This window comes from Pseudomonadota bacterium (genome assembly GCA_038533575.1).
GTDB lineage: Bacteria > Pseudomonadota > Alphaproteobacteria > Rhodobacterales > Rhodobacteraceae > Shimia_B.
This window is the reverse complement of sequence record JBCAYL010000003.1, coordinates 19,913-46,044: the sequence shown is the minus strand read 5'-3', so window position 1 is coordinate 46,044 and position 26,132 is coordinate 19,913. Positions and strand designations below refer to the sequence as shown.

The following is a 26,132-nucleotide window of genomic DNA, read 5'->3' as shown; positions in this document are numbered from 1 at the left end:
CCCGGCCTCACAAGAACGCCCGCTCGATGAACCAGTAGAACCCGATGGCCCCGATGATGAGCGAGCCCACGATGGCATTGGCGCGGTACATCTCTGGCAGGTCGCGCACCATGGCCTCCTCCGGGTCATCGAGGCGCCCGATCCGGGCCGCCCAGAGCCCCAGCATGATCACGAGGAACGCGCCGAGGATCACCGCCAGCTGCCCGATCTCCACGCCCACATTGAACGCAATGAGCGAAACCACGAATTGACCCTGTGACAGCCCGAAATCACTCAGGACGCTGGCAAACCCAAGCCCGTGCAGCAGCCCGAAGGCGAAGACCACCGCCGGCCTGAGCCAGCCCATGCGCGGCTGCAGGATGTTCTCCACGGCCACCCAGGTGATCGAAAGCGCGATGAAGGCCTCGACAAGCCACATCCAGTCATCGGGGATCGTGATGATCCCCAACGTCGCCAGCGCCAGCGTCACCGTGTGCGCCACAGTGAAGGCCGTCACCTGCCAAAGGATTGGCGACCATTTCAGCGCGAAAAAGAAGAGCCCGAGCACGAATAGGATGTGATCGATGCCGAGCGGGATGATGTGCTCGAAGCCCGCGACGAGAAAGCGCCAGAAAGCCTCGCCCGCCGTCTCCTCCACCACGCCTGTGGCCGGGAGTGGCGCGGACATGCCCCCGGAATCCACGAGCTCTGCAAAGGTCTGCCCGTCGCGGGATTGCCGCACCACGAGGACCCCGTTCTCCGCGGGCCAGCCGAGGGAGACAGCCTCCCCCTCCATGGGCGCCGATAGCGAAAGCACTGTCTCGCGCGCCACCGCGTCGGAGGCCGGTGCCACGACGGTCACCCCGTCGAGGCTGAGCGCCCCTGCGCCCTCGAGCGCCAGCGACAGCATGCCTGGCCCGGCCGCCTCGATCTCCGCCGCGAGTTCTGCGTCGGACAGCGCGCGCAGCGCGTCGTAGGCGGCCGCCTCGGGCGCGTCATTGGTATCGGTGTAGGTGCCAAGATCGACGCCAGCGAGAAGCGCTTCGGCATTGACCGCGATCTCCATCTCCATGCGCTCCGGCGATACGCTCACATTGGCGATGGCGGGCGCGGTCTCGTGCGCGCGGAGCCCCGCGCCCCACACCAAGGTGATGAGCACGAGCATTGACATCGCGACAAGCCGCGCGGCACGTGGGGCCATCTTTGTAGGAGTGATCATGCGTCTTCTCTCTTCCGCCCTGGCCGCGGGCCTTGCTGCCGCCATCCTTGCAACGGCGGCCTCGGCCCACGAATTCTGGCTCTCGCCCCGCGCCTATGAAGTGAGCGTGGGCCGAGCCCTCGAAGCGGATATCAGGACGGGAGAAAGCTTCAAGGGAAATGCCTCCCCCTATTTCACGCGCAATGTCGAACGCTTCGAAGTGCTCATGGGAGAGCGCCGCATCGACCCCGAGGCGACGCTGGGAGACCGCCCTGTGCTCGATCGCAGCGTGCCCGGCGAGGGGCTCGCTGTCGTCATCTACGAGACCCGTGACAGCCGCCTGACCTACCAGGAATGGCAGAAATTCGTGAACTTCGTCGAGCACAAGGCATTCGACGGCGCGCTCGCTCGGCACGATGCGCGCGGCCTCCCGCGGGAGGGCTTCGTGGAGACCTACCGTCGCTACGCCAAGTCGCTCATCGCCGTGGGCGGGGGCGCGGGCAGCGACCGTCCCGTGGGCCTCGACACCGAGATCGTGGCGCTCGCCAACCCCTATACCGACGCGGTGGACACCATGCCGGTGCAGGTGTTGCTCTACGGCCAGCCGCGCGCCAATGCCCAGGTGGAGACGTATAGCCGTGCGCCGTCAGGCGAGGTCAGTGTCGATATCCGCCGCACCAATGCCAACGGGCGCGCCGCGATCCCGATCCGCCCGGGCCATGAATACATGGTCGATGCCGTGGTGCTCGAGGAGCGGACGGGCGAGGTCGCCTGGCATTCCATGTGGGCCAACCTGACCTTTGCCGTCCCCGCGCGCTGATGCGGTGGGATAGGCCTCAGGCGGCGCGGCTGAGCATCGCGGCCTCGTAGGATCGCAGCACCGGCCGCGCGGCCACCGTCGCGTCCGGCCCGAGCCGCGCCAGTACCGGCGCGAGATCGGCACGCGCGGTCTCGGTCAGCTGCGAAAGCCCGAAGGCGGATGGCAGAAAGCTCTCTGCCGCGAGGCCCGCGCAATCGAGCACCCCGTGACGCGGCAGCAGCAGGTGGTGATAGCGCATGCGCTGCCCCGGCGCGAGGCGGATGCCGGGGCGCCCGACGAGCTGCCGCGCGGCCACGAGCACATCAGCCCGGCCGAAGAAAAGCTCCGCCTCGGGCCCGCTCACCATCACGCGATGCTGCTGGGAAAGACGCACGGGCGCGGTATTACCCAGCGCCCCCGTCGCGATCTCTACCGGCGCGAAGGGCCCGATGCCGAAGACAGCGCGTGCGCCGGTCCAGCAGATGGGCTGCGGGCCGTCATCGAGCGTCTCCACGAGATCTCCGGGTCGGAGGGTCTCCACCGGGCGATAGCCGCCGGGCGTCAGGATCGGGCTGCCCGCACCGAAGCAGATGGGCGTCACGTAATCTTCGGAGGCAAAGCTCGGCCCTTCCGTCCCGCGCGACAGCTGGAGCGGGACGTTGGGCGGCGGAAAGCCTCCGGGGCCGCCCACCACTGCGATCCCTTCGATGGAGCCGTAGGAGTTATTATAAGGGCTGTTGGCCTCGCGGATGTTGAAGGCAATGAGCGTCCAGGTCTCGCCCAAGTACTCCGCCTCGAAGGCGAATTCCGCTTCCACGCGCGACCCGTCGGGGAAGGTGACATTGCCGAGCGCCTGCGCGCCGTCGAGGCGCTGGGAGCTGTCATTATCGGCGAAGTTCGGATCGTCATCGGTGACCTCGATGGGGATCCAGTTCGGCGTGTTGATGGTCAGGGTCTGGCCGTCCATGTGACTCCCATCGCCCTGGGTCTGGCCGTCGAGCCCATTGGGCAGCGACACCGTGAGATCCCCTTCGTCGAGGACATATATCGTATAATCCGGCATGCTCGGCCCCTGTTATCCAGACCGATGTAGAGGCCGATTGGGACGAATGTTAGGCATCTGACGTAGGGGAAGCTAGGCGCGAGACGGCCCAGCGCGCGGCGTCGGCAACGACGGGCGCGGGATCATCCACCAGCGCCTCGGCCGCGACCCGCAGGCGCGGCGACCCACTGTTACCGATGGCATAGAGCACGTTACGCACGAACCGGTCCCGCCCGATCCGTTTGATGGGCGAGCCGGAAAATCGCGCCCGGAAGCCCGCATCATCGAGCGCGGCGAGTTCCGCGAGGTCGGGAAAGAGCATCCCTTCCCGTGCGGCATAACGGATCTCGCGAGCCTCGGCGGCGAACTTGTTCCACGGGCACACCGCCAGGCAATCGTCGCAGCCATAGATGCGGTTGCCCATCTTGGCGCGGAGCTCCTCGGGCACGGGGCCCTTATGCTCGATCGTGAGATAGGAGATGCAGCGCCGCGCATCGAGCGCGTAAGGCGCTGGGAAGGCGTCCGTCGGGCAGGCCTCGAGGCAGCGCGTGCAGCGCCCGCAATGGTCAATTTCAGCTGAATCAGGGTCGAACTGCACCGTCGTGAAGATCGACCCAAGAAAAAACCAGCTGCCGAGCTCGCGACCCACGAGGTTGGTATGCTTGCCCTGCCAGCCGAGCCCCGCGGCCTCCGCCAGCGGCTTCTCGGCCACGGGCGCGGTGTCCACGAAGACCTTCACCTCTGCGCCCGAGGCCGCCACCAGCCAGCGCGCCAGCCGCTTGAGCCGCTTCTTGACCGTGTCATGGTAGTCTTTTCCGCGTGCATAGACACTGATATTGCCTGTTTCCGGCCGCGCCAGCCCCGCGAGCGCGTCTTCATCGGGCGTATAGGCCTCGGCGAGCATGATCACGGAGCGGCATTCCGGCCAGAGCACCCGTGGATCCCCGCGCCAGGCCGCGCGGTCCTCCATCCAGCCCATGGTTCCGTGATGCCCGGCCTCGAGCCAGGCGCCGAGCCGCGCGGGCACGTGGGTTATGGCGCCCGGGTGCGTCACCCGGCAGGCGCTGAAGCCTGCCTCCCGCGCCTCGGCGTCGAGCCTCGTGCGCAGCGTCGCAGTATCAGAAATCAAGGTCCGCATAGTGCCGTGGCGGCGGGAAACCCGGCACCACATCCGCGAGGATCGAGCGGAAGGCCGGGCGCGATTTGATCTTGGCGTACCAATCCTTCACCCCTTCCGACCGGTTCCAATCGACATCACTGATATAGTCCAGCGCGCTCAGATGGGCAGCCGCGGCGAAATCTGCGAGCGTCATCACGTCGCCCGCCAGCCAGCGCCGCTGGTCGAGGAGCCAGGCCATGTAATCGAGGTGATACTTGATCGCCTTCGAGCCTGCCTTGACGTTGGAGCTGTCGGGGTAGCCTTGCCCGGTGATCTTCTTGTTCACCCGCTCGTAGAGCAGATTCGACGTCACCTCCCGGTGGAACTTGTCATCGAACCACGCCACGAGACGCCGCACCTCGAAGCGCGCATCCTTCGATTGCGGCAGGAGTGGCGGCGCGGGATAGGCCTCCTCGATGTATTCGCAGATCGCCGTGCTCTCGCTCATGACCCGCCCCTCGTGGCGCAGCACCGGCACCTTGCCCGCGGGGTTGCGCCGCATGAAATCGCCACTCTGCTCCCAGTAGCGCTCTTCGACGAGGGTGACCTCGATCTTCTTCTCGGCCAACGAGAGCCGCACCTTGCGGCAAAACGGAGAAAGGGGCGCGTGATAAAGCGTGGTCATCGAAAACTACTCTCGGGAAGACACCGCCCGTCCATGCCCCAGCCGCTCATCCGCATCAAGCCCGCCCGTCAGCTCTCGAAACAGGCCGCGCGCCCATCGGCAGCGATCGTGTCGGCCCCGGCGAGGATTTGCCGAGCCCGCCGATCCACGAAGTCGGAGGGCCGCACCGGCGAGCGCCCTTTGGGGTCGGGCAGGATCGCCGCGAGGCGCGCCGCCTGCGCCCGGCTGAGCTCCTGAGGGCCCACGCCGAAATAGTGCCGCGCTGCTGCGTCCACGCCAAAGACACCTTCATCGAATTCCGCGATGTTGAGGTAGACCTCGAGGATTCGTTCCTTCGTCCATGTCAGCTCCACCAGCGGCGTAATCAACGCCTCCAGCGCCTTCCGCGCATAGGAGCGCCCGTGCCAGAGAAAGACGTTCTTCACCACCTGCTGCGAGATCGTGGAGCCCCCGCGCAGCGCGCCCTCATCGAGCGCCTGCCGGATCGCGGTGGTGTCGAGCCCCCAGTGCAGGCAGAAATTCGCGTCTTCCGCGGCCACGGCGGACTGCCCCATAATGGGCGCCACCTCGGCCAGCGGGACCCAAGTGTAATCCACCCCGCCGAGCCGCCGGGCCTCCGAGATCATGTAGGGCGTCTTGGGCGGGTTGATCACGCGTCCGGAGGCGATCACGAGGAGGATGACCGCGAAGAGGATCAGCCCGTAACGGAGAAGCCTGCGCCGGAGTTGCCGGAAAAACGGCTCCCGCGCCCGTACCTTCGCCCGTTTTCCCTTGCGCGCTGCCATGGCTTCCCATGGCACGGCCCCGCCGCGCACTCAATCGCCAGTTGCCACTGGTCGCCCGATCGCACCGGCACCATCGCAGAGAGCCCACAGCGCCAAGCCCCGCGAAGCGCGCATGTCACATCAAAGAGGTGCGGCCCGGAAGGTCGCTCCGGGCCATCGCCCTCGCAGGCCGCAAGCGATCACAGCAAGAGCGCGTCGCAATTGAATGCTGGCTCCCACGCGAGAAAGCCCGCCTCCCCCGGGAAGTGGAACGACACCGGCGCATCGTCGTCTTGGAAGGTCCGCTCCGGGGTCCGCGTCACGGATTGACCGCCGAGGAAGAGCCGCCAATCGAGATGGACGTATTCGTTGCCCCGGCTTTCGTAGACGAGGCTCCCGTCCTCCCGCGTGGCGCGCGCGAAGGTCTCGGTGCGCAGGAGCGGTACGTCGTCGATGATGACGGTCTCCCCGGTGAGGCTGTCGGTCCCGCGGTAGCGGATGACCTCCCCCACATCCGAGCCCGTGGTAAAGTCGAAGTCGTCACGCCCGGTGCGGGTGAGTTCGGTGAAGCTAGCCGGGTCTCTCGCTCCGTCCCGCAGACGGTCGAGAATGCCCGCGCGCAGGTCACGGCTTTCGATCCACTGGGTCTCGGCGTCGATCGTGCTGACGAAGTACGGCCCCTCGTCATCGAGGTCCACGCGATGCTGGTATCCCTCAGGATCGCCCGTGCAGGTGTAGTAGTGCGAGACGGTGCAGAGCTTGTACTGCACTGTCACGAAGGCCTTGCAGCCTTCGGGGAGAGGGAAGCGCTCCGCCGCCTCCTCGGCTGCAAGGGCAGGGGCCGACGCGGCGAGGATCATCAGCGCCTGCACCGGCGCAGTGGGCATCGTCATGTGGTCGGTCTCTCTCCGGTATCTTTGTCGTCTCTTTTGCCCTGCGCCCCAAGGGCGCGGGGCGGGCCCGCAATTGGCCTTCCACCCGCCGCATCATGTGCCCGCGCGTCTGCCCCCTATCTGTACGAGATGAGTACGCTCTGTGCCCGTGCTTTTTGCTTCCCGTGGCGGCATGTCGCCAGTAGGTAACGGGGCGACCGCCGGAGCCCTTCATGCCACTCTTCCACCTCGTTCTCGTGTCCCTGATCCAAGGGGTGACGGAGTTCTTGCCGATCTCCTCCTCGGGCCATCTCGTGCTGCTGCCGCTCCTGACCGGGCTGGAAGATCAGGGTCTGCTGATCGACGTGGCTGCCCATGTGGGCACCCTCTTCGCTGTCGTGATCTTCTTCTGGTCGGAGGTGCGCGCGGCGGCGCTCGGCGCCCTGCGACTGGCGCGCGGCAAGGTCGACAGCCAGGGCGCCTGGCTCGCGCTCTGCCTGCTCATCGCCACCGTTCCCGTCGTCATCGCGGGCCTCGTTTTCAAGGCGACGGGGATCGCAGACGCGCTCCGCTCCGTGGAAGTGATCGCCTGGGCCACGCTCGCCTTCGGCATCGCGCTCTACATCGCCGATCGCGGCGCGAAACAGGTAAAAACCCAGCGAAATCTCAGCCTCAGAGATGCAGGCGCGCTGGGCCTTTGGCAGGCGCTGTCGCTCATTCCGGGCACGTCGCGATCCGGGATCACGATCACCGGCGCCCTGGCGCTAGGCTACACTCGCGAAGACGGGACGCGCATCGCCATGCTCATGTCGATCCCCACGATCCTGGGCTCGGGCGTCCTCGCGGCCACCGACGGCTTTGCTGGCCGCGTGCCCTGGGGCGAGGTGGCGATCGTGGTCAGCCTCAGTTTCCTCGCAGCCCTCGTCGCCCTTTCCCTCATGATGCGCCTCCTGCGTTCGGTGAGCTTCCTGCCCTACGTGATCTACCGCATGATCCTCGGCACCGTGCTCCTCGCCCTTGTCTACGGCGGCGTGATCACCTGAGGTAGGTGGGCAGGATCTCCGCCATGGGCGTGGGGGTGATGCCCAGGTCGTCAAACCCGGGGTAAGCCCCCGACACGACGTTATCATTGGCGAGGTTCTTTACCTGGTCACGGGTGATCTGCGGCGCGATGCGCCCGCCGGAGAGCGCGCTCAGCGTCTCGAAGCCGAGCCCCATCATCTTCCCCAGAGGAACCGGAAGCGGCAGCACGAGGCGGGTGCGTCCCAGCACCTCGAGCATCCGCGTCATGAGCTCCTGGAACGTCTCCACATCGGGCCCGCCCACTTCATAGGTGCCGCCCTTGCCTCCGAGCCCCGCCACCACGGCTCGGGCCACGTCGCCCACGAAGACAGGCTGGAACCGCGTTCCCGCGCCCACGACGGGGACGAAGGGCGAGATCTTCGACATATCCGCGAAGCGATTGAAGAAGCTATCGCCCGGCCCGAAGACAATGGACGGACGCAGGATCATGGCGCCGGGCATCTGCTCGAGCACGCCTGCCTCGCCCGCGGCCTTCGTGCGCGCATAGGCCGAAGCCGAGGCGGCATCCGCCCCGATGGCCGAGACCTGCACCATGTGCTCCACGTCGCCCGCGGCAGCGCAGCGCGCCACCCGCGCGGCGCCCTCGGCCTGCAGCGCCTCGAAAGAGGCGCCACCGCCCTCGGCGAGAATACCCACGCAATTCACCACCGCCGCCGCCCCCACGAGCGCCGCGGCCACGTCGGCGTCCTTCCGGATATCGCAGGCCACGGCCTCGGCCTCCATGTCGGCGGCGTTTTCGGGATGTCTCACCGCCACCCGCACGGCCCAGCCAGCCCCCACAGCAGCACGCGCGATCGCGCGCCCCACGAAGCCCGAGCCACCGATGATTGTCACGAGTTTGGCCATGATCGTCTCCTTTGCGCGGCAGGACGTAGCCCCAATGCGCCCGCGCGCCACAGGAGCCCGCGAAACCCACGTTGACAGCTCCGCGGCTTCTCCGTAGATGCCTGTCGACCAACCCGTGCCCAGATGGCGGAATTGGTAGACGCGCCAGCTTCAGGTGCTGGTGTCCGTATGGACGTGGAGGTTCGAGTCCTCTTCTGGGCACCATTTCCCTTCTCAGATTCACCGATTAAGCGAGAGGGCGCCCGGCATCTTTGTGCCTCGTACCTCCCCCGGAGGGCCGCCGGAGGCAGACGCGCGAGGCGCCGCAAGACCCTGGCCACCGGCAGCGCGCGGAACGAAGGTCAGTACGTCGCGCGTCCGCCCGAGAGGTCGAAGACAGCCCCGGTCGCAAAGCTGTTCTCCGCATTGCAGAGAAACGCCACCATGGCCGCTGCCTCCTCCACGCCCAGAAAGCGCTCCCGCGGGATCTTGGAGAGCATGTACGCGATATGGGCCTCGCTCATCTGGTCAAAGATCCGCGTCTTTGCCGCGGCGGGGGTCACGCAGTTCACCGCGATGTCGTGCTTGGCGCATTCCTTGCCCGCTGATTTCGTGAGCGCGATCACCCCGGCCTTCGACGCGGAGTAGGCGGAAGCCATCGGGTTGCCCTCCTTGCCGGCGACCGAGGCGATGAGCACGACGCGGCCATAATCGCGCTGCTTCATGCCCGGCAGCACGCATTGGAGCAGGTTGAAGGAGCCCGTGAGGTTCACCTCCATGATCTCGGCCCAGGCTTCGGGCGGATAATCCTCCACCGCCGCGTTGGGCCCGGCGATCCCGGCTGAATTCACCACCTGGGTCACCGGTCCGAGCGCGGCCTCCGTCGCCACCAGCGCAGCGTGCAGCGTGGCGGGGTCGGTCACATCGGCCTCCGAAAGATGCGCATCCGGTAGGTCGACAGCGGCGAGCGCCGCGGCGTCGTGATCCCAGAGCGCCACGCGGGAACCCCGTGCCTGCAGAGCCCGCGCGCAGGCGAGGCCGATCCCCTGGGCTCCGCCGGTCACGACGGCGACGTCTTGGTCTCGTGTCATGACCGCACCCTAGAGCGGCCCAGCCTGAAAGAGCCAGACTTTCAATCCGCCATGGGCGATGGGCGGGCCCTCAGGCGCGAAGTCGAGGCCAGTGGCCTGCGCAAGCCTCGCCTCGCTTGTCAGGATCGCCACCCGCCATCCCGCGAAGTCCCGCAGGCGCGCGCCCAGCGTGGCGTAGAGGCCATGGAGCGCCTGCACCTCCCCGATGCGGATGCCATAGGGCGGGTTGCAAATGACGAGCCCGGGCGCATCCGTGGGCGGGCTGAGCGCGCCCACCGGTTGCTCGGCGAAAGTGCAGCTCAGTCCAGCGCGCTTTGCATTGGCCCGCGCGTTGCGCACCGCGCCCGCATCCCGGTCATAGCCGAAGCAGCGGGGCTCTACCGCCTCGCCCACGCGCGGGAGCAACCGGTAGGCGGCGGCGTTGAAGGAGGGTAGACGCTCGAAGGCAAACCCGCGATCCCGACCCGGCGCGCGGCCAGAGGCCAAATCAGCCGCCTCGAGCGGCAGCGTGCCCGAGCCGCAGAACGGGTCCACGACCGGCTCCCCCGGCGCATGGCCCGCGCGACGCAGGATGAGCGCGGCCATGGTTTCGCGCAGCGGCGCCTTTCCAACGGCCGCCTTGTGGCCGCGCTTGTGCAGGCTCTCGCCAGATGAATCGACACTAACATGGCATAAATCTCGCTCGATCCGGATCTTCAGGGTCACCGGGGCCTTCGCGATGACCGGGATCTGCGCCACCCGCAGCGCGCGCTCGAGCTTGGCCGCCGCCGCGCCCGCATGGGCGATCTTCGACTTCCGGCAGGTGACGTCGAGCCGCACGGGCTCGCGCGCCGCGAGGTGCGCGTGCCAAGGGAAGCGCGCGCCCTGATGTTCGAGATCCGCCAGCGTCCGCGCCGGGAAGCTGCCGAGCCGGACAAGGACCCGCGTGGCCCCGCGGAGCCAGAGATTGGCGCGCCAGACATCCTCCAAGCCGCCCTTCAGCGACACCCCGCCATGGACCCGGGACGCCGGCCCAAAGCCAAGCGCGAGGGCCTCGTCGAGCAGCGCGTCCTCGAGGCCCGGCACGCAGACGAGAAAGATATCGAGGGGGTCCGCCATGAAGCCCGCATACCCCGGCGCCCCGGCCAGGGGAATGTCACAAAACGGATATGATCCTGCGATAGGTGGTCGGCGATACTGGAGAAAAGACCGATGACACCCCTCGATCCACTGCGCTTCGTCTTGGGCTGCGTCTGGGGGCGCCGTCCGCGCCGGCGCGCCGCGCCCCGCTGGCTAGAGACCTAGTCGCGCCACCTCGATCTTTGGGCATCTATCCTGCACGACCGTGATTCCGCGCGCCCGCGCCCGGGCCGCCGCCTCTTCGTGAACGACGCCGAGCTGAAGCCAGATCACCTCGAGCCCCACGAGGCCCAGTGCCTCATCTACGACCCCGGGCACGGCATCTGAGCGGCGAAAGACGTCGACCATCTCCACGGGACCGGCCTCCGCCAGGGTGGCCACGGCCGGTACGCCAAAAAGGGATTGGCCCACCAAAGCGGGATTGACGGGCACGACTCGAGCGCCGCGGCGGGCAAGGAACGTGCCCACGCCATGGGAGGCCCGTGCCGGATTGTCCGACGCCCCCACCAGCGCGATGCGCGTCACACCCGTCAGGATGCGGGCAATCTCGGCGTCGGGAGGGTTCGGCGTCATGGCCGGAGCCTACCGGCCCCGCGCCTTGACAGGAAGGGCGGTGGCGTAGATGCAGCGCCGACCCTAGATGAGGCGAACCATGACGATCACCCTCCACAAGCGCGACCTGCCCGACGGGCTCGACCTCGGGCCCATGGTGGCCATCGATTGCGAGACGATGGGGCTCAACCCGCACCGTGACAGGCTCTGCGTTGTGCAGCTGTCGTCGGGGGATGGTACCGCGCACCTCGTGCAGGTGGAAAAGGGTCAGACAGACGCGCCCAACCTCGCCGCGCTTTTGCGAGATCCCACGGTGCTCAAGCTCTTTCACTTCGGGCGCTTCGACATCGCCGCGATGTACAACGCCTTCGGCGCGCTGGCCGCGCCAGTCTACTGCACCAAGATCGCCAGCCGCCTCGTGCGGACCTACACGGACCGCCACGGCCTCAAGAACCTCACGTCCGAGCTCATCGATGTCGACGTCTCGAAACAGCAGCAGATGAGCGATTGGGGCGCGACGGAGCTCACCGACGCGCAGCAGGCCTATGCGGCCTCCGATGTCCTCTACCTCCACCAACTCCGCGAGAAGCTCAACGAGCGGCTGGAGCGCGAGGGGCGGATGCAGGTGGCAGAGGCCTGTTTCGACTTCCTGCCCATGCGTGCGAAGCTCGATCTCATGGGCTGGCCAGACACCGATATCTTCGCCCATTCCTGAGGCCCCGATGACCCGAGAAGAGTTCCTCGAAACCGCCCGTCGCGTGATCCGGATCGAAGGCGCTGCGCTAGGCGCTCTGGCCAACGGGATCGATGAGAGCTTCGGCGCGGCGGTGGAAACGCTGCTGGGCGCCAGGGGCCGCGTCATCGTCTGCGGCATGGGCAAATCGGGCCACATCGCGCGCAAGATCGCGGCGACCTTCGCCTCCACCGGCACGCCCGCGCAGTTCGTGCATCCTGCGGAGGCCTCCCACGGCGACCTCGGCATGATGGCGCAGGGCGACGTGGCGCTTGTGCTGTCCAATAGCGGGGAGACGCCGGAGCTCGTGGATGTCGTCGCCTATACCCGCCGCTTTTCGATCCCGCTCATCGGGGTGGCGTCGAATCCGGCCTCCTCGCTGCTCAGGCAGGCGGATGTGGCTCTAGTGCTGCCCAAAGTGGAGGAAGCCTGCGGGACGGGCCATGTGCCGACCTCGACGACGACCATGACGCTCGCGCTGGGCGACGCGCTCGCCGTCGCGCTCATGGAGCACCGGCAATTCACGCCCGCCAACTTCCGCGAGTTCCACCCCGGCGGCAAACTCGGCGCACGTCTCGCCCGCGTGGGCGACCTCATGCATACAGGGGAGGCCCTGCCCTTGATCGCGGCGGATACGCCCATGGGCGAGGCGCTTCTCACGATCTCGCAGAAGGGCTTCGGCGTCGTGGGCGTAGCCGCCGAGGACGGCGCGCTGGAGGGCATCGTCACCGACGGTGATCTGCGCAGGCATCTCGACGGCCTCCTCGAAAAAACCGCCGGCGAAGTCATGACGCACGCACCGCGAAGCATCCGGGCCGATGCGCTCGCCGAAGAGGCACTCGCACAGATGAACGAGCGCAAGATCACCTGCCTCTTCGTGACCGAAGCAGAGCGCCCGGTGGGCCTCATCCATATCCATGACTGCCTCAGGATCGGGCTCGGCTGATGGCGCGGCGGAACGATGGCTATACCCGTATGGTCAGTGCGCTCCGCGTCCTCCTGCCCCTCGGCGCGCTCGGGCTTCTGTCCACGCTGTTCTTCTTCTCCGGAGAGGTCGATCCCACGCAATCGATCCCCTATGCCGAGCTCGACGTGGAGCGCCTCGCCGAAGAGCAGCGGGTCAGTTCGCCCTATTTCGCGGGCGTCACGGAAGACGGCACGGCGATCACGCTCACCGGGACCTCCGTCATACCGGACCTGACCGGCCGCGACCGCTTCACGCTGGAGACGATGGACGCGCGGCTAGAGACGGCCGACCATGTCGTGCTCACGGCGCGGGCGCTGACGGCCGAAATCGACAACGAGATCGGGCGCGCCCGCCTTGAGGGTGACACCGTGCTCGAGACCTCCGACGGGATGCGCGTGGAAACCGCGGGCCTCGACGTGGACCTTGGCACGGCGGATCTCACCACCCACGGGCCGGTGGAAGCTGACGCGCCCTTCGGCCGGGTGACGGCGGACCGGATGGAGATGACGCGCCCATCCGCCGACGCGCCGCACCGGATCGTTTTCCAAGGCGCGGTGCGGCTGCTATATCAGGCCGAGAATTGAGAGGTGGTGCCATGCGGGCTTGGGTGACGATTGCTGTGATTTGCGTGGCCTCGGGCGCTTTCGCGCAAGGCTTGCAGGTCGCCTTCGCGGGCTTTGACCAGGATGCCGACGAGGCCATCGAGATCGCCGCCGACAGCATGTCGATCGATCAGGAAGACGGCAGGGCCCTCCTCACCGGCGCCGTGACCATCGGCCAGGGCGACCTCCGCCTCTCGGCGCCGCAAGTGACGGTCACCTACACGGAGGCGGGCGGAATCGACACCATTCTCGCCGAAGGAGGTGTCATCGTCGTCACCCCTGAGGAGGAGGTGGAAGCCACGACCGCGCTCTACACGCTGAGCGCGGACGAGATGCTGCTCACCGGCGACGTTCTCCTGAGCCAGGGCCGCAGCGCCGTCTCCGCCGAGCGTATGCGGGTGGACCTTTCCAGCGGCACAGCGCTTCTGGAGGGCCGTGTCCGCACCGTCTTGCAGCCCAATGATGCCGATGAATAAGCCCGAGCTCAGCATCACCGAGGGCCAGTCAGGCCTTGTTGTCCGCAACCTACGCAAGAGCTATCGCAAGAAGCTCGTCATTCGCGATGTGAGCCTTTCCCTCGCGCGGGGCGAAGTTGTGGCGCTGCTCGGGCCCAACGGCTCCGGCAAGACGACCTGCTTTTACGCCATCGCAGGCCTGGTGGACGCGGAAGCCGGGCAGGTCTCCGTCGATGGGCGTGATGTCAGCGCGCTGCCCATGTACCGCCGCGCGGCCCAGGGGATCGGCTACCTGCCGCAGGAAATGTCGATCTTTCGCGGGCTCAACGTGGAAGACAATATCATGGCGATCCTCGAGATCGCAGAACCCAAGCGCAAGACGCGGGACCGCCGTCTGGAAGAGCTTCTCGCCGAATTCTCCATCGAGCATCTTCGCCGCGCGCCGGCCCTCGCGCTTTCGGGCGGTGAACGGCGCCGGGTGGAGATCGCCCGCTGCCTCGCGGCCAATCCCAAGTACCTTCTCCTCGACGAGCCGTTCGCGGGCGTCGATCCCATCGCGGTGGGCGAGATCCGCGGCCTCGTGAACGCGCTCAAGAGTCGGGGCCTCGGCGTCCTCATCACCGACCACAACGTCCAGGAAACGCTCGGCATCGTGGACCGCGCCTACATTCTGCACGACGGCAAGGTGCTCATGTCCGGCACCACCAAGGAGATCGTGGAAGACGAAAATGTCCGCCGCGTCTATCTCGGCCAGAACTTCCGTTTCTGAGCCATTAACACTCTTTGGATTGACAGACCGCCCCCCTGATCCCCACATTAAAGGTATGCAAGGCACCCTAGGACGCCCCACCACATCGCAGCCCACCCGGACTGCGCGTGGCATTGGGCCCGGGACCACGCTCACTCCCCTACGCTAGCTTCCCCCGGCGGTATGTCCCGCCCTGTGGAGACGTGCGACGATGAAAGAGAGGCCCCATGCGCTACCAGATCACCGGCAAACAGATCGATATCGGTTCGGCACTTCAAACCCATGTGGAGAGCGAGCTCAGCGCGACACTGGGCAAGTATGCGGGTCGACCGACGGACGCCACGGTGGTCTTTTCGAAGTCAGCCCATGAACACGCCTGCGAGGCAGTGGTCCATCTTTCCACTGGTCTGACGGTGCAAGCGCGCGGTCAGGCCGTTGATATCTATGCCTCTTTCGAGGCGGCACTTGAGAAAATGGACAAGCAGCTCCGGCGCTACAAACGGCGCCTCAAGGACCATCACAAAGAGCGTGCAACCCCCGTTGAACTCTCTGGCGGAGCCTCGTATATCCTCGCCAGCTCAACCGACGAGGGAGAGGGAGCGGAGCCCGAAAGCCTGCAGCCCATCATCGTCGCGGAGACAGAAACGCAAATACCGGCCCTCTCCGTAGGCGAGGCCGTCATGCAAATGGAACTCGCGGGCTCGCCCGTATTGGTATTCAAGAATGAGACCGCGGGGCGGACAAACGTCGTCTACCGCCGCGACGATGGCAATATCGGCTGGATCGACCCCACGCAGACGGGCTGATATCGCCGAAAGCCGGAGCAGAAGAGCCGCAAGGACATGGATTTGTTGAGCATCCTCAAGCCCGAGGCCGTGAAGGTGTTGGGGCAAGTGACGTCGAAGAAGCGCTTGTTCCACGACGCCGTGGACCTCGCGATCGATGCCTATGGCGTGTCGCTCCCGTCAGCCGTGGAAGCGCTCATGGAGCGCGAGAACCTGGGCCCGACGGGCGTGGGCCACGGCGTCGCGCTCCCCCATGCCCGTGTGAGCGGGATCGACAGCGTGCTCGGCGTCTTCATCCGCCTCGACAAGCCCCTGAGCTTCGAGGCGGTGGACAAGCAACCGGTGGACCTCGTCTTTTGCCTCTTTGCGCCCGAGGAAGCAGGTGCAGAGCATCTGAAGGCCCTCGCACTGGTGGCGCGCACGCTGCGCAATGAGAGCGTCTGTGAAAAGCTGCGCTCCAATCGCAACGCGGCGGCGCTCCACGGCATTCTTGCGCAGGCCCCGGCCATCGCCGCCGCCTAGCACCGGCCACCCGCTGGCCCAGCGCCTTACGGCTGCCAGTCTGCGAAGCCGAAGGTCAGGTAATCCCGCTGATAGACATCCCGCGCGCGCGCCTCGAGGCGGTCGTCGTAGATCTCTGCGAGGGGGATCGTGTGGGTCCCGGCCGTAGCCGGCAGCTCCGGCGGCTCCTCACCCACAAGCTCGCACAGCATCGCGAGCTCCGTGCCGAGGTTGGGCTCCCGCAGGATCATGTCTGGCGCAAGGAACTCGGAAAAGCCCTGGATCGTCTGCGCCTGCGTGGCCCAGCTTGCATCCACCCGCACGGCTGTCTGGCCATCGAGGTTCATCTTCACGAAGCCCAGGTACGCCTCGAACGCCGCACGCTGTGCCTCCGCCGTCCAGTCCTCGTCCGGGCCCTCGGCCAGGATGGGCACCTTGTAGACCCGCATGAGCGTCTCTCTGATCGCAGGGAAGCTGCCCTTGCCGGTCCCGAGGATGTGGTCCTCGAAGGCCTGGTAGGCGCGCGCCAGCGGGTGGCGCACGACCGTGAAGCTGCGATGCCCGGCATGCCCGCGCTTCCATTGCCTGAGCTTCTTTTGGCTGAAATCCTCCACGAGCCCGCCCGCGCCAAACCGCGCAAGCCACGCCTTTATCGCGGGCGCCGGCCCCGAACGGATCGGCATGAAAAGAAGAGGGGCATCCGCCGCCGCCGCCCAACCCGGAATCGCCGGGCCACGGCGCGGCTCGAAATAGGGCGTGCGTGAGAGGTCGAAGCGGTCAAGCCGGGCCAGCGCCGCTTCCATCTCCGAGAAGTTCTCCACCTTGTCGGCGAGCGGCGCAGGGTTTTGCTTCTTGAGCTTCTTAGAAAGGCCGTCGAGCGCCGTGTCAGAGCCGAGATAGGCCGCGAGCCCGTTCATCACATCGATGTCCTGCAAGTCCTCGTAGGCGAGGTAGAAGGCTGTTTGCCCCGTCTTTTGCAGCGCGCCCATGACCTTGAGCTGAAAGGCCTGCAAGGCGTCGAGATGCGTTTCGAACTCGGCCGCATCGAACTGCGCCTTGGCGGCACGCTTGTTGGTGGCGTTGGTGAGCTTCCACTGTCCCGTGGCTTGGGCGATCTTCCAGCTGACGTAGCTATCCACCGGGTTTCGGGTGAGGATGATCTTGGCGCATTGGCGATCTTCGAGAACCGCGTCGAGCACGCCGGGATGGTGGTCATGGAAGTAGCGAAAGCCCTGCACCCCGGGCTCCGCCTTGATCGCGGCAAGGAGCGCGCGCGGGTCCGCGTCGCGCGCGGCCTGGTCAAAGCCCAATAGCTCTTCCGTGCCCGGATAAGCGAGAAAAACCGGATTGAAGACCTCTCCGAGACAGGCGAGATCGGGATAGAGATTGAGATTGGCTTCCAGCAGGTTCGAGCCCGTGCGCATCTCGGCAAAGAGCACGAAGGTATCAAACTGCGCCATGGCTCACTTCTTGACGAGATAGGGCCGCCGCGCGCGCTGCCGCGGACGCTCGGGCATGTCGTTGATCGGGTAATCGCCCATCAGGTATGGATGCATCCCCTCGTTCTTCAGCGTCTGGAGGAATTTCCCGAAGCCCTTGAGATTGTGCATCCGGGGCGCTTCCGTAAGGCGCCGCGCCCCTTCGCCGGCGAGGTCATCGATGATGTTCTGGAGGTGCTCCATGGGACTTTCGATGAATTCGGTCATGGTCAGCACCTTGACCTTGGCGGCGGCCCATTCGCTCTTGAGCGCGTAGAGGTGGTCCGCCTCGATCTTCTGCCGCCAGGCCGCATCGCGCCGGATATCGATGAAATCCGCGTTGGAACGGAAATGCTGCAACGCCCAGGAGCCAGTGATGACGTAGATCCGGGCGTTGGGGTCTTTTGCGAGGTCCCAATGGATGAATTGGCTGTCCCACGGGCCGAACTGGAAGCACTGGTGCTCGCCCCGCGTGTTCCAGATCAGGTTGGTGAGGAAGGAACGCGGGTTGTAATCCCGTGCCTCGGCGCTGTCATAGAGCGCACCGGCAAAGCTCTTTTCACGGCCGGAGAATTGCACCCAGTTCTCGGCGAAGAGGTGCCCGTGCACCCGCGCGCCTGTATTCTTGGAAAGCCACTCCTCCCAATCCTCGAAGATATCGGTGAACCCCTCGAAGACGGTGTAGGGCGCCGCCGTCGTGCAATTGTCCCACTGCTTCCGCGGGAAGCGTGACTGCATGTAGAGCCCTGGCCGACCGCGGACGCGCAGGTCGATGGCGCGGGAAAAGACACGGTCGATCTTGCCACGATCCGGCTCCGCCTTCTTCATCGCGTGAGCTGCATCGGTCAGGAAACTGTCGTAGAGCAGGTTGGCCCGCGGCCAGATCTTGCGCGCCACAAAGCAATCCGAGCGCCGCAGAAGCTGCAGGTGATCGTCGTAGAAGATGTGCGGTTTACCCTGATGGTCGAACTTTGACAGCGTCAGGGAGCGGCTCTGCACATCGGACGAATACAGGCGGCACAGAGTCTGAAAATAGCTCTCATCCGGGATCCAAACGGTGGAGAAATAGGCATCGTGGTAGGCGCGGTCCGGAGAGCTCAGGATCGCGCTCAGCGTACGCCGCGTCAGGCACCACCATTGCGAGCCCATGTGAGGCACGATCCCCGGCGGCACCTTGCGCTTGATGCCGAGCTTGCGCTGGAGCTCCACCGCGCGGTCGAAAAGCTTGCGCTGCTTTTTCCACGAGAATGGGAAATGCAGCGTGAATCGTTCCTCGTCGAGGCCGCCCACCGTCCAGGGAACATCCGCCGTCGTGGCGCTCTCGATGAAATCCGTGCGCGGACGCTCGTCGAGATAGGCGATGAGTTCGTCCACCGGGCGCAGCGGCAGGCACGCGCCCGAGGCGAGAAAGACATGGCGCACGTCCGGAAACCCGGCGAGGAGCTGCTCCGCCGCGGCCTGCGTGCCTGCCACGATGCCCCAGGTGCCCCATTCGCAGCGGTGGCGGGAGGAAAACTGCACGAGTGGCTCGTCGGCCAGCGCCTTCACGAAGGCAGCATTGACGGCATTCTTCACGTTGCGGTCCACGTGGATCACAACCGGGCACCCCGCCGCCGCCCAGTGCCGGGCCACCTGCTCGGCGCGATTGAGCGCGTTGTGCACGAGCATGACGATGCCCAGCGAGGCGGTCATGCCCAGTTGCCCTTGGACATGAGGCCGAGGATCTCGAGCTGGCGCCAGTTGATGTATTTCTCCGACCATTTACACCAGAGGTCCGGATCCTGCGCGATCCCCTCGGCATAGGCCTTGTATTCCGACGAGCGGGCATAGTGCTGGCCGCGCTTCAGCTCCTCGCTTGCCTTCTCGGCGAAGGTATCGAGAAACTTCGTGTGGAGGAGCGCGCCCGAGGCCTTTTCGCCCCCCGTCGGGTCAAACACGCGGTTGAGCTTGCGCGGCAGCAGCATGTGGGTCGAGCTGACATAGACATAGGAGCGCCGCCACTTCACCAGCGGGATCTTGTTGAGCGCCGGCGCACGCCGCGGGTCCATGGGGAAGAATTTCCGCGCCCGGGGGCCGCCCTGAATCCAGAGATTGCGATAGGTGTGGTTCTCGGAGATCGAGTAATTCCCGCTGTCAAACCAGCTCGCGATCTCGAGCGGATTCTGACCCTCGCGGTAGGGCAGCGCGTCCATACGTCCCTTGGGATACATGTCGAGGAGCATGGCGCCCATGGACTGGTGTCCGGAGGCATCGAGCCAGTCCGTCAGCGCGGGGAGGGGCCGCGTATCGCAAAACGGGTAGACGAGGAATTCATCGGGATCCACCGTCAGGCACCAATGCCCGTGGGCGTATTGGCGCATCAGGTAATTGAGCCAGTCCACCCCGTAGCGCGCGCGCTTGTAACTCGCCTCAGTGTGCCACAGCGAGACATCCCTCTGGGCGGCGAGATAGGGCGCGGAGCCGTCCGAGCTGTCATTGTCGACGAAGATGAAATGATCGACGCCCAGATCGCGGTAGTACTTCAGGAAGTAGGGCAGGCGGACCTTCTCGTTCCGCTGCGTACAGAAGAGCAGGATATCGTCCGGCTTGATCTCGGATGTGCGGTTGACGACGGAGCGCAGCTCGCGGCGCTTGCGCAGCCCTCGCACGATGTAACGCTTGCGGCGTAAACGCATGCGGTATGTCTGCAAAACGCCCAAAGGTTACCCCGTTGCCTCCTGCGCGACCGTAGGCCGTTTTGCCCAAGGATTGGTTAACCCTCGCCCGCTGCCCATGCCGCTGGTGCCCTGTTCTCGCAAGGCTTTCTCAAGGTGTAGGTGCTCCGGCTGCACCAGACAAGGAATTGTCCCCCAGTTGGACACGACCCTGCGTCACGAAAGACTCACCTCGGGCCGTTTGGCCACTCCCCCCGGCGCATGAGGCCGAGCGCCTCGAGCTGCGCCGGGCCGTCATAGCGGGTCGAGGGCGCCCCGATGAGGGTCGGGCTTTGCGTGAGGCGGTCGTAATAAGCCCCGTAGCGATCGGGATGGGTGAAATGCTCGGCGCGGAGCTTTTCCTCGGCGGATTTGGTGACGACCTCGGGCAGAAGCTTTGAATGGAGAAGAACGCCCGTGGGCCGTGCATGGCGCGCGTCAAAAGCATCGTTGAGCCGCCGGGGCAGAGCGAGATGTGTCGAGCTCGCATAGGCCAACCCGCGCCGCCATTTCACGAGCGGCACCTTGTGGAGGTGGGGCGCATGATCGGGCGCATCCGCGAAGAAGACCCGCTTGCGCGGCCCACCCCGGATCGAGATGTTCCTGAATTTCGGCTGGTATTCCCACGTATAGCCGTGCGCGTCGAAATGCGTGAGCGTCTCCCAGACCGGGCGCCCGGGCGCGTAGGGAGCCGCGCCCAAGGGGCCATCGGGATAGAGATCGAGCATCAGCGCACCAAAGCTCTCGATGCCGCGCGCGTCGAGCCACTCACAGAGCTCAGGCAAGGGGCGAGAGGCCGCTTCGGGGTATGTTAGACACTCATCCGCATCCAGCGTGAGCGCCCAACGGCCCGGCGCGTAGAGATGCTGGAGACGGTTGAGCCAGTCCACGCCGAAGCGCGCCGCCTTGTAGCTCGCAGCCGTCCGCCACAGGCTGACATCCGGGGCCTGGGCGAGGTAGTCCGTCGTCCCGTCATCGGAGCAATTGTCGACGATGAGGAAGTGTTCCACGCCCAGCGCCCGATGGTGCTCGAGCCAGAACGGCAGTCGCGCGATCTCGTTGCGCATGGTGGAAAAGCACAGGATGCGGTGGCCCGGCGCGTCGTGAAGCCTGAAATTCACCGGCGTCAGCTCATGCCGCTTCCGCCACGCGCGGGCGAGATACTTCCGCCGGCGCCAGCGCAGCTTGTAGGCCAGCCAGAGCTCCGCGGCGGCGCCAGCCATGAGCGCTACTGCGCGGCTTTGCGGGCCGCGCTCAGCTCGTCGAGATAGGAAGAGAACTCGTCACGCAGGTCTTCCCGGGCGAGGCCGAAGGCCACCGTCGCCTGCAGGAACCCGGCCTTTGAGCCACAATCGAAGCGCTGCCCCCGGAAGCGGAGACCGTAGACGCTCTCGCCCTCCTCGAGCTCCTTCGCGATGGCGTCGGTGAGCTGGATCTCTCCACCCGCGCCGCTCTTCATGCGGTTGAGATGGGTCATGACCGACGGCTTGAGGATATACCGGCCGATCACGGCGAGGTTCGACGGCGCAGCGGAGGCTTCCGGCTTTTCCACGAGGCCCTTCGCCGAAACGAGATGACCCATGTCCTCGGCCACGTCGAGCACGCCGTAAGAGGACACTTTCTCCTGAGGCACCTCCATGGCCGCCACGATATTGCCGCCCGTCTCGTTGTAGGCCTCTACCATCTGCTTCAGGCAGCTTTCCTTGCCGGCGATCACATCGTCGGGGAGGATCACGGCGAAGGGCTCGTTATGGACGAGCCGCCGTGCGCACCAGACCGCATGCCCGAGGCCCAACGCGCGATGCTGGCGGATATAGGCGATGGCCCCCGATTCCATGTTGGTCGACTTCAGCGTTTCGAGAAGCGCGGTCTTGCCCTTCTTCTTGAGCGTCCCCTCGAGCTCCGGCGCGTGGTCGAAATAATCCTCCAGCGCGGATTTCCCGCGCGAGGTCACGAAGATGAATTCCTTGATGCCGGCGGCCCGCGCCTCGTCGATGGCGTACTGGATCAACGGGCGATCCACGAGGGTCATGATCTCTTTCGGAACAGACTTCGTCGCCGGGAGAAACCGCGTGCCTTGCCCCGCCACGGGGAAGATCGCCTTCGTCACCTTTTTGGCCATGGGACCCTCTTTTCACTCGTCATACCGTAACGGCGCGCACCGAAAAGCCCGATTTCGAGCCGATGGCGAGAGCCTGCCTGAAACTCGGACCGGATGCGATGTAATTGCGACATGCCGCCGACCCTCAGCGCAGCCCCGCATCCGCGAGGATGCGTTCGATCCGGGCCACGTCCTCGGGATTGTTGAGTTCCCAGAACTCCCGCCCGCGCGCCTCGACCTCGACGCAAAGCACCTCCCGCCCCTGCTCGAGAAAGCGCAGCTGCTCGAGGCCTTCGAGCGTCTCGAGGGGGCCAATGGGCCAGCCGGGATAGTCCGCGAGGGCCCCGGGCCGGTAGGCATAGACCCCAACGTGGTGAAAGACAGGGGTCGCTTCGTCCTCGGCATATCGGCGCGCTGTGAAAGGGATCACTTCCTTGGAGAAGTAGAGCCCGCGACGCCCCGCGCCGAAGACGGCGGTGGTCCCGCCCACGCGCCCGGCCTTCCGATCCTCGAGGAAGCCGTTGAGCGCCCGCCCGTCGCAGCGCAGCACGGGCGTCGCGATATCGGCCTCTGGCGTGGCCTTGAGCCCGGCGACGAGCTCCTCCACGAACCAGGCGGGCGTGAGCGGCGCGTCGCCTTGCAGATTGACCACGATGTCATAGCCGCCGCCCAGCGCGGCATGGGCCTCTGCCACGCGCTCTGTCCCGTTGGCGGCGGCAGGCGAGGTCATGACAACGTCCGCGCCGAGCGCCTGCCCGGCGGCTTCGATGCGCCTGTCGTCGGTGGCGATCACCACCCGGTCGATGCCCGCCACGCCCTGCGCAGCCTCCCAGGAGCGCGCAAGAAGGCTCCGCGCCTCGCCCGTCGCACCGCGGAGCGCGACAAGCGGCTTCCCGGGATAACGCGTCGAGGCATAGCGCGCGGGAATGACGATGAGGGTCTTCATGGCTTTACGAGGTCCACGCCCGGCGCATGAGCGATGAAATAGGGGTTCTCGTAGCCAGCCTTTCCGTAGGTAAGCGGCGTCAGGTCATCGAACCGCACGACCGCGCCGCCCGCCCCCGCGAGGACGGCATGGGCCGCCGCGGTATCCCATTCCATGGTGCGCCCCAACCGGGGGTAGAGGTCCGCCTCTCCGCTGGCGATGAGGCAGAACTTGAGCGACGATCCCGCCGCCTTGCTGTCGGCCACGCTGTAGCGCGCGATGTACTCTTCGAGCTCGAACGAGCGATGCGATTTCGACGCCACGACGAGGAGCGCGGCGTTGTCCGGCGCCTTCACCGAAAGAGGCCGTGTCGCGCCGGGCCGGGCGAGATCGAAAGGCCCCTCCTCCTCCACCGTGTGCCCCACGGCATCGGTGTAAAAGAGGCGGCCCTTGGCGGGCGCGTAGACGACGCCGCGCGTGGGCCGGCCGCCTTCGACCAGCGCGATATTGACTGTGAAATCACCCCTGCGATGGATGAATTCCTTCGTCCCGTCGAGCGGGTCGACGATGAGAAAGGTCTCCGCCTGCACGGCATGGGAGGCCGATTGCTCCTCCGTGACGAGCGTCACCTCCGGAAAGGCAGCGCGCAGGCCTGCCGAGATCAGCGCATCGGCTGCCTCGTCGGCCTCGGTCACGGGGCTCGCATCCGATTTTACCTTCACGTCGAAATCATCGGCCTCGTAGATCTCCATGATCTTCTCGCCTGCCTCCAGCGCCAAGCGCCGCATGACCTCTTCCAGTTTTGCATAGTCCACGGCGCGGCCTTTCGAATTCTTGATCGGATTCCTGCCCCGCCTTATCATCGCGGGATAACCGGTGGGCAAGGTCTGCCGGAGTAACGAGGGTGACGACACCCCGATCCCGGCCCTGCCGGGCCGACATAAGGCGTACCGAGGCAGAGGTCCCATGTTTGAACAGTCACGCATCCGCACGCGGCGCTCGGCGGCCGCGAACATACTGGAGCTGATCTACCACTCCATCGTGCGCAATATCCGGCGCGGCCACGCCAATGCGCTCATGGGCCTGCTGGTCAACATGCTTCAGGCGGTCATGCTCGTGGCGGCCTTCTACCTCATGTTCACGATCCTCGGGCTGCGGAGCATGGCGATCCGCGGGGATTTTCTCGTCTATCTCATGTCGGGGATCTTCCTCTTCATGACCCACATCAAGACGGTCAACGCGGTCTTCGGATCCGAGGGCCCGGCGAGCCCGATGATGCAGCACGCGCCGATGAACACGCTCATCGCCCTTGCGGGATCCGCGCTGGCCACGCTCTACACCCAGACGCTGACGGCGATCATCGTGCTCCTCGGCTACCACGTCATCCTCGAGCCGGTGGACATCGACCGCCCGATCCAGACCTTTGGGATGTTTCTCATCGCGTGGTTCGCCGGAGCGGCGGTAGGGATCGTCCTGCTCGCGCTCAAGCCGTGGTCGCCCTCCGTCGTGGGTATCATCGCGCAGGTCTACACCCGGGCCAACATGGTGGCATCGGGGAAGATGTTCGTGGCCAATCAGCTTCCGCCCGTGATGCTTGCGATGTTCGACTGGAATCCGCTCTTTCACGCCATCGATCAGGCGCGCGGCTTTGCCTTCATCAACTACGCGCCGCGGAATACCTCCATCGAGTATCCGATCTACGTCGCGCTTGTGCTGATCGTGATCGGGTTCATGCTGGAATTTTACACGCGCCGTCATGCCTCCGCGAGCTGGGGTGCACGGGCGTAGCGACCCTCGCGCAACTATAGCTATTTGAGAGACGCGTGCGGGCGCTGCGCACGGCACCCACACGTTGCAGGCACCGTGCAATCCTGAGGCGGCAGGGCTCAGCCCTTCATCTTCTCCCAGAAGTTCTTCACCGACTTCACGAAGCTCGAGCTCTCCGGGTTGTTGTCGGCGCTGAGTTCTTCGAACTCTTTCAGGAGCTCTTTCTGGCGGCTCGTCAGGTTCACCGGGGTCTCCACGGCGAGCTCTATGAACATGTCACCGGTGCCCGCGCCGCGCAGCGCAGGCATGCCCTTGGCGCGGAGCCGCATCTGGCGGCCGGACTGGCTGCCCGCCGGGATCTTCACGCGGCTGCGGCCGCCATCGATCGTCGGCACCTCGATATCCCCGCCCATGGCCGCCGAGGTCATGCTCACCGGCACGCGGCAATAGAGATCGGAGCCTTCACGCTGGAAGATCGGATGATCGGCCACCTCGATGAAGATGTAGAGATCGCCCGAGGGACCGCCGCGCATGCCTGCCTCGCCCTCGCCGGAAAGGCGGATGCGGGTGCCTGTCTCGACGCCGGCTGGAATGTTGACGGAAAGCGCGCGGTCCTTTTCGACGCGACCCGCACCGCCGCAGACGCGGCAGGGATTCTGGATGATCTGGCCCATGCCATTGCAGGTGGGGCAGGTACGCTCCACCGTGAAAAAGCCCTGCTGCGCGCGCACCTTCCCCATGCCCGAGCAAGTCGGGCAGGTGACGGGCTCGCTGCCGCCCTCTGCGCCCGACCCTTCGCAGGAAGAGCAGGCCACGGAAGTGGGGACGTTGATTGTCTTCGACAAGCCCTCGAAGGCGTCCTCGAGATCGATGCGCAGATTGTACCGCAGGTCCGAGCCGCGCGCGGCGCGCCGGCCACGGCCGCCCCGCTGCTGACCGCCCATGAAATCGCCGAAGAGATCGTCGAACACATCGGAAAAGGCCGAGGCGAAATCGCCCTGCCCGCCGGCCCCGCCCGCGCGCCCGCCACCCATGCCGCCCTCGAAGGCCGCGTGGCCGAAGCGGTCATAGGCCGCCTTCTTGTCCGCGTCCTTCAGGACGTCATAGGCCTCGTTCACTTCCTTGAACTGGGCCTCGGCATTGGGATTGTCGGAGTTGCGGTCGGGGTGCAGCTCTTTCGCCTTCCGGCGATAGGCCTTCTTGATCTCGTCAGAGGCAGCGCCTTTCGAGACCCCAAGCGTTTCGTAGTAATCGCGTTTGCTCATTCAC

The 26,132-nt window shown here is 65.9% G+C and carries 28 protein-coding genes and 1 tRNA gene; 11 read left to right on the top strand and 18 right to left on the bottom strand.

The features are described from left to right. Positions 1-7: 7 nt before the first annotated feature. On the bottom strand, positions 8-1,198 hold the full coding sequence (locus tag AAFM92_14180; GenBank protein MEL7301526.1) for a HupE/UreJ family protein: 1,191 nt from the start codon (positions 1,196-1,198) through the stop codon (positions 8-10). Between AAFM92_14180 and AAFM92_14175 the strand changes: the two genes are divergently transcribed. Then, a complete protein-coding gene (locus AAFM92_14175; GenBank protein MEL7301525.1) occupies positions 1,197-1,997 on the top strand; it encodes a DUF4198 domain-containing protein in 801 nt (266 codons plus the stop codon). The two genes, AAFM92_14180 and AAFM92_14175, sit on opposite strands and share 2 nt — an antisense overlap. Before the next feature lie 16 nt (positions 1,998-2,013). Here AAFM92_14175 and AAFM92_14170 read toward each other — a convergent pair whose 3' ends face one another. The 5 genes from AAFM92_14170 to AAFM92_14150 form a co-directional block, all read right to left on the bottom strand. Next, entirely contained in the window at positions 2,014-3,039 is a 1,026-nt protein-coding gene (locus AAFM92_14170) for a Hint domain-containing protein (protein MEL7301524.1), read from the bottom strand. A gap of 49 nt (positions 3,040-3,088) precedes the next feature. Beyond that, positions 3,089-4,144 (bottom strand): tRNA epoxyqueuosine(34) reductase QueG, encoded by a 1,056-nt coding sequence (gene queG, locus AAFM92_14165; protein MEL7301523.1) that lies wholly within the window; start codon positions 4,142-4,144, stop codon positions 3,089-3,091. Next, entirely contained in the window at positions 4,137-4,802 is a 666-nt protein-coding gene (locus tag AAFM92_14160) for a glutathione S-transferase family protein (protein ID MEL7301522.1), read from the bottom strand. Before AAFM92_14160 ends, queG begins: the two co-directional genes overlap by 8 nt. Before the next feature lie 68 nt (positions 4,803-4,870). Further along, entirely contained in the window at positions 4,871-5,587 is a 717-nt protein-coding gene (gene mtgA, locus AAFM92_14155; protein ID MEL7301521.1) for a monofunctional biosynthetic peptidoglycan transglycosylase, read from the bottom strand. 179 nt (positions 5,588-5,766) lie between these two features. Next, positions 5,767-6,459, bottom strand: a complete 693-nt coding sequence (locus AAFM92_14150; GenBank protein ID MEL7301520.1) for a hypothetical protein — start codon at positions 6,457-6,459, stop codon at positions 5,767-5,769. Positions 6,460-6,671: 212 nt separating this feature from the next. Here AAFM92_14150 and AAFM92_14145 point away from each other — a divergent pair, with 212 nt between their 5' ends. Beyond that, positions 6,672-7,481 carry an undecaprenyl-diphosphate phosphatase gene (locus tag AAFM92_14145; GenBank protein ID MEL7301519.1) on the top strand — a complete coding sequence of 270 codons (810 nt, stop codon included), beginning with the start codon at positions 6,672-6,674 and terminating at the stop codon, positions 7,479-7,481. Here AAFM92_14145 and AAFM92_14140 read toward each other — a convergent pair. After that, a complete protein-coding gene (locus AAFM92_14140; protein ID MEL7301518.1) occupies positions 7,474-8,367 on the bottom strand; it encodes an NAD(P)H-binding protein in 894 nt (297 codons plus the stop codon). The two genes, AAFM92_14145 and AAFM92_14140, sit on opposite strands and share 8 nt — an antisense overlap. 117 nt (positions 8,368-8,484) lie before the next feature. Between AAFM92_14140 and AAFM92_14135 the strand changes: the two genes are divergently transcribed. After that, positions 8,485-8,571, top strand: a tRNA-Leu gene (locus AAFM92_14135). Between the two features lie 137 nt (positions 8,572-8,708). Here AAFM92_14135 and AAFM92_14130 read toward each other — a convergent pair. The 3 genes from AAFM92_14130 to AAFM92_14120 form a co-directional block, all read right to left on the bottom strand. Further along, positions 8,709-9,437: an SDR family NAD(P)-dependent oxidoreductase gene (locus tag AAFM92_14130; protein ID MEL7301517.1), complete on the bottom strand. Its 729-nt coding sequence runs from the start codon at positions 9,435-9,437 to the stop codon at positions 8,709-8,711. A 9-nt stretch (positions 9,438-9,446) separates the two neighbouring features. Then, complete coding sequence (locus AAFM92_14125; protein MEL7301516.1) at positions 9,447-10,535, bottom strand: class I SAM-dependent RNA methyltransferase; 1,089 nt, start codon at positions 10,533-10,535, stop codon at positions 9,447-9,449. A 174-nt stretch (positions 10,536-10,709) separates the two neighbouring features. Next, a complete protein-coding gene (locus AAFM92_14120) occupies positions 10,710-11,129 on the bottom strand; it encodes a CoA-binding protein (protein MEL7301515.1) in 420 nt (139 codons plus the stop codon). A gap of 79 nt (positions 11,130-11,208) precedes the next feature. Here AAFM92_14120 and AAFM92_14115 point away from each other — a divergent pair, with 79 nt between their 5' ends. The 7 genes from AAFM92_14115 to AAFM92_14085 all read left to right on the top strand — a co-directional run bounded on the left by AAFM92_14115 (position 11,209) and on the right by AAFM92_14085 (position 15,920). Further along, a complete protein-coding gene (locus AAFM92_14115; GenBank protein MEL7301514.1) occupies positions 11,209-11,823 on the top strand; it encodes a ribonuclease H-like domain-containing protein in 615 nt (204 codons plus the stop codon). Positions 11,824-11,830: 7 nt separating this feature from the next. After that, positions 11,831-12,787: a KpsF/GutQ family sugar-phosphate isomerase gene (locus tag AAFM92_14110; protein MEL7301513.1), complete on the top strand. Its 957-nt coding sequence runs from the start codon at positions 11,831-11,833 to the stop codon at positions 12,785-12,787. Beyond that, positions 12,787-13,392 carry an LPS export ABC transporter periplasmic protein LptC gene (lptC, locus tag AAFM92_14105; protein ID MEL7301512.1) on the top strand — a complete coding sequence of 202 codons (606 nt, stop codon included), beginning with the start codon at positions 12,787-12,789 and terminating at the stop codon, positions 13,390-13,392. The genes AAFM92_14110 and lptC overlap by 1 nt, the downstream gene beginning before the upstream one ends. An 11-nt stretch (positions 13,393-13,403) precedes the next feature. Next, positions 13,404-13,886, top strand: a complete 483-nt coding sequence (locus AAFM92_14100) for an LptA/OstA family protein (GenBank protein MEL7301511.1) — start codon at positions 13,404-13,406, stop codon at positions 13,884-13,886. Then, positions 13,879-14,634, top strand: coding sequence for an LPS export ABC transporter ATP-binding protein (lptB, locus tag AAFM92_14095; GenBank protein MEL7301510.1), 756 nt, complete (start codon positions 13,879-13,881; stop codon positions 14,632-14,634). Before AAFM92_14100 ends, lptB begins: the two co-directional genes overlap by 8 nt. A gap of 206 nt (positions 14,635-14,840) precedes the next feature. Continuing rightward, positions 14,841-15,419, top strand: a complete 579-nt coding sequence (gene raiA / locus AAFM92_14090) for a ribosome-associated translation inhibitor RaiA (protein MEL7301509.1) — start codon at positions 14,841-14,843, stop codon at positions 15,417-15,419. Between the two features lie 36 nt (positions 15,420-15,455). After that, entirely contained in the window at positions 15,456-15,920 is a 465-nt protein-coding gene (locus AAFM92_14085; protein MEL7301508.1) for a PTS sugar transporter subunit IIA, read from the top strand. A gap of 26 nt (positions 15,921-15,946) precedes the next feature. Here AAFM92_14085 and AAFM92_14080 read toward each other — a convergent pair whose 3' ends face one another. The 7 genes from AAFM92_14080 to cysQ all read right to left on the bottom strand — a co-directional run bounded on the left by AAFM92_14080 (position 15,947) and on the right by cysQ (position 23,911). Next, complete coding sequence (locus tag AAFM92_14080) at positions 15,947-17,359, bottom strand: nodulation protein NodH (protein ID MEL7301507.1); 1,413 nt, start codon at positions 17,357-17,359, stop codon at positions 15,947-15,949. 3 nt (positions 17,360-17,362) lie between these two features. Further along, complete coding sequence (locus tag AAFM92_14075; GenBank protein ID MEL7301506.1) at positions 17,363-19,069, bottom strand: beta-1,6-N-acetylglucosaminyltransferase; 1,707 nt, start codon at positions 19,067-19,069, stop codon at positions 17,363-17,365. After that, positions 19,066-20,052, bottom strand: a complete 987-nt coding sequence (locus AAFM92_14070) for a glycosyltransferase family 2 protein (protein MEL7301505.1) — start codon at positions 20,050-20,052, stop codon at positions 19,066-19,068. Before AAFM92_14070 ends, AAFM92_14075 begins: the two co-directional genes overlap by 4 nt. Before the next feature lie 206 nt (positions 20,053-20,258). Beyond that, positions 20,259-21,293, bottom strand: coding sequence for a glycosyltransferase family 2 protein (locus AAFM92_14065; protein MEL7301504.1), 1,035 nt, complete (start codon positions 21,291-21,293; stop codon positions 20,259-20,261). Positions 21,294-21,298: 5 nt separating this feature from the next. Continuing rightward, complete coding sequence (gene galU, locus AAFM92_14060; GenBank protein MEL7301503.1) at positions 21,299-22,192, bottom strand: UTP--glucose-1-phosphate uridylyltransferase GalU; 894 nt, start codon at positions 22,190-22,192, stop codon at positions 21,299-21,301. A gap of 124 nt (positions 22,193-22,316) precedes the next feature. Continuing rightward, a complete protein-coding gene (locus AAFM92_14055; protein ID MEL7301502.1) occupies positions 22,317-23,117 on the bottom strand; it encodes a manno-octulosonate cytidylyltransferase in 801 nt (266 codons plus the stop codon). Next, positions 23,114-23,911, bottom strand: a complete 798-nt coding sequence (gene cysQ, locus AAFM92_14050) for a 3'(2'),5'-bisphosphate nucleotidase CysQ (protein MEL7301501.1) — start codon at positions 23,909-23,911, stop codon at positions 23,114-23,116. The genes AAFM92_14055 and cysQ overlap by 4 nt, the downstream gene beginning before the upstream one ends. A gap of 151 nt (positions 23,912-24,062) precedes the next feature. Between cysQ and AAFM92_14045 the strand changes: the two genes are divergently transcribed. Beyond that, positions 24,063-24,884 carry an ABC transporter permease gene (locus AAFM92_14045; GenBank protein ID MEL7301500.1) on the top strand — a complete coding sequence of 274 codons (822 nt, stop codon included), beginning with the start codon at positions 24,063-24,065 and terminating at the stop codon, positions 24,882-24,884. A gap of 98 nt (positions 24,885-24,982) precedes the next feature. Here the strand turns inward: AAFM92_14045 and dnaJ are convergent, their stop codons facing one another. After that, complete coding sequence (gene dnaJ, locus AAFM92_14040) at positions 24,983-26,128, bottom strand: molecular chaperone DnaJ (GenBank protein MEL7301499.1); 1,146 nt, start codon at positions 26,126-26,128, stop codon at positions 24,983-24,985. Positions 26,129-26,132 lie beyond the last annotated feature (4 nt).

Excerpts from the sequence above, each read along its gene's own strand:
- AAFM92_14175 (MEL7301525.1), top strand. The coding sequence starts at position 1,197 with ATGCGTCTTCTCTCTTCCGCCCTGGCCGCGGGCCTTGCTGCCGCCATC.
- AAFM92_14180 (MEL7301526.1), bottom strand. The coding sequence starts at position 1,198 with ATGATCACTCCTACAAAGATGGCCCCACGTGCCGCGCGGCTTGTCGCG.
- AAFM92_14170 (MEL7301524.1), bottom strand. The coding sequence starts at position 3,039 with ATGCCGGATTATACGATATATGTCCTCGACGAAGGGGATCTCACGGTG.
- AAFM92_14160 (MEL7301522.1), bottom strand. The coding sequence starts at position 4,802 with ATGACCACGCTTTATCACGCGCCCCTTTCTCCGTTTTGCCGCAAGGTG.
- mtgA (MEL7301521.1), bottom strand. The coding sequence starts at position 5,587 with ATGGCAGCGCGCAAGGGAAAACGGGCGAAGGTACGGGCGCGGGAGCCG.
- AAFM92_14150 (MEL7301520.1), bottom strand. The coding sequence starts at position 6,459 with ATGACGATGCCCACTGCGCCGGTGCAGGCGCTGATGATCCTCGCCGCG.
- AAFM92_14145 (MEL7301519.1), top strand. The coding sequence starts at position 6,672 with ATGCCACTCTTCCACCTCGTTCTCGTGTCCCTGATCCAAGGGGTGACG.
- AAFM92_14140 (MEL7301518.1), bottom strand. The coding sequence starts at position 8,367 with ATGGCCAAACTCGTGACAATCATCGGTGGCTCGGGCTTCGTGGGGCGC.
- AAFM92_14130 (MEL7301517.1), bottom strand. The coding sequence starts at position 9,437 with ATGACACGAGACCAAGACGTCGCCGTCGTGACCGGCGGAGCCCAGGGG.
- AAFM92_14125 (MEL7301516.1), bottom strand. The coding sequence starts at position 10,535 with ATGGCGGACCCCCTCGATATCTTTCTCGTCTGCGTGCCGGGCCTCGAG.
- AAFM92_14120 (MEL7301515.1), bottom strand. The coding sequence starts at position 11,129 with ATGACGCCGAACCCTCCCGACGCCGAGATTGCCCGCATCCTGACGGGT.
- AAFM92_14115 (MEL7301514.1), top strand. The coding sequence starts at position 11,209 with ATGACGATCACCCTCCACAAGCGCGACCTGCCCGACGGGCTCGACCTC.
- AAFM92_14110 (MEL7301513.1), top strand. The coding sequence starts at position 11,831 with ATGACCCGAGAAGAGTTCCTCGAAACCGCCCGTCGCGTGATCCGGATC.
- lptC (MEL7301512.1), top strand. The coding sequence starts at position 12,787 with ATGGCGCGGCGGAACGATGGCTATACCCGTATGGTCAGTGCGCTCCGC.
- AAFM92_14100 (MEL7301511.1), top strand. The coding sequence starts at position 13,404 with ATGCGGGCTTGGGTGACGATTGCTGTGATTTGCGTGGCCTCGGGCGCT.
- lptB (MEL7301510.1), top strand. The coding sequence starts at position 13,879 with ATGAATAAGCCCGAGCTCAGCATCACCGAGGGCCAGTCAGGCCTTGTT.
- raiA (MEL7301509.1), top strand. The coding sequence starts at position 14,841 with ATGCGCTACCAGATCACCGGCAAACAGATCGATATCGGTTCGGCACTT.
- AAFM92_14085 (MEL7301508.1), top strand. The coding sequence starts at position 15,456 with ATGGATTTGTTGAGCATCCTCAAGCCCGAGGCCGTGAAGGTGTTGGGG.
- AAFM92_14080 (MEL7301507.1), bottom strand. The coding sequence starts at position 17,359 with ATGGCGCAGTTTGATACCTTCGTGCTCTTTGCCGAGATGCGCACGGGC.
- AAFM92_14075 (MEL7301506.1), bottom strand. The coding sequence starts at position 19,069 with ATGACCGCCTCGCTGGGCATCGTCATGCTCGTGCACAACGCGCTCAAT.
- AAFM92_14070 (MEL7301505.1), bottom strand. The coding sequence starts at position 20,052 with ATGCGTTTACGCCGCAAGCGTTACATCGTGCGAGGGCTGCGCAAGCGC.
- AAFM92_14065 (MEL7301504.1), bottom strand. The coding sequence starts at position 21,293 with ATGGCTGGCGCCGCCGCGGAGCTCTGGCTGGCCTACAAGCTGCGCTGG.
- galU (MEL7301503.1), bottom strand. The coding sequence starts at position 22,192 with ATGGCCAAAAAGGTGACGAAGGCGATCTTCCCCGTGGCGGGGCAAGGC.
- AAFM92_14055 (MEL7301502.1), bottom strand. The coding sequence starts at position 23,117 with ATGAAGACCCTCATCGTCATTCCCGCGCGCTATGCCTCGACGCGTTAT.
- AAFM92_14045 (MEL7301500.1), top strand. The coding sequence starts at position 24,063 with ATGTTTGAACAGTCACGCATCCGCACGCGGCGCTCGGCGGCCGCGAAC.
- dnaJ (MEL7301499.1), bottom strand. The coding sequence starts at position 26,128 with ATGAGCAAACGCGATTACTACGAAACGCTTGGGGTCTCGAAAGGCGCT.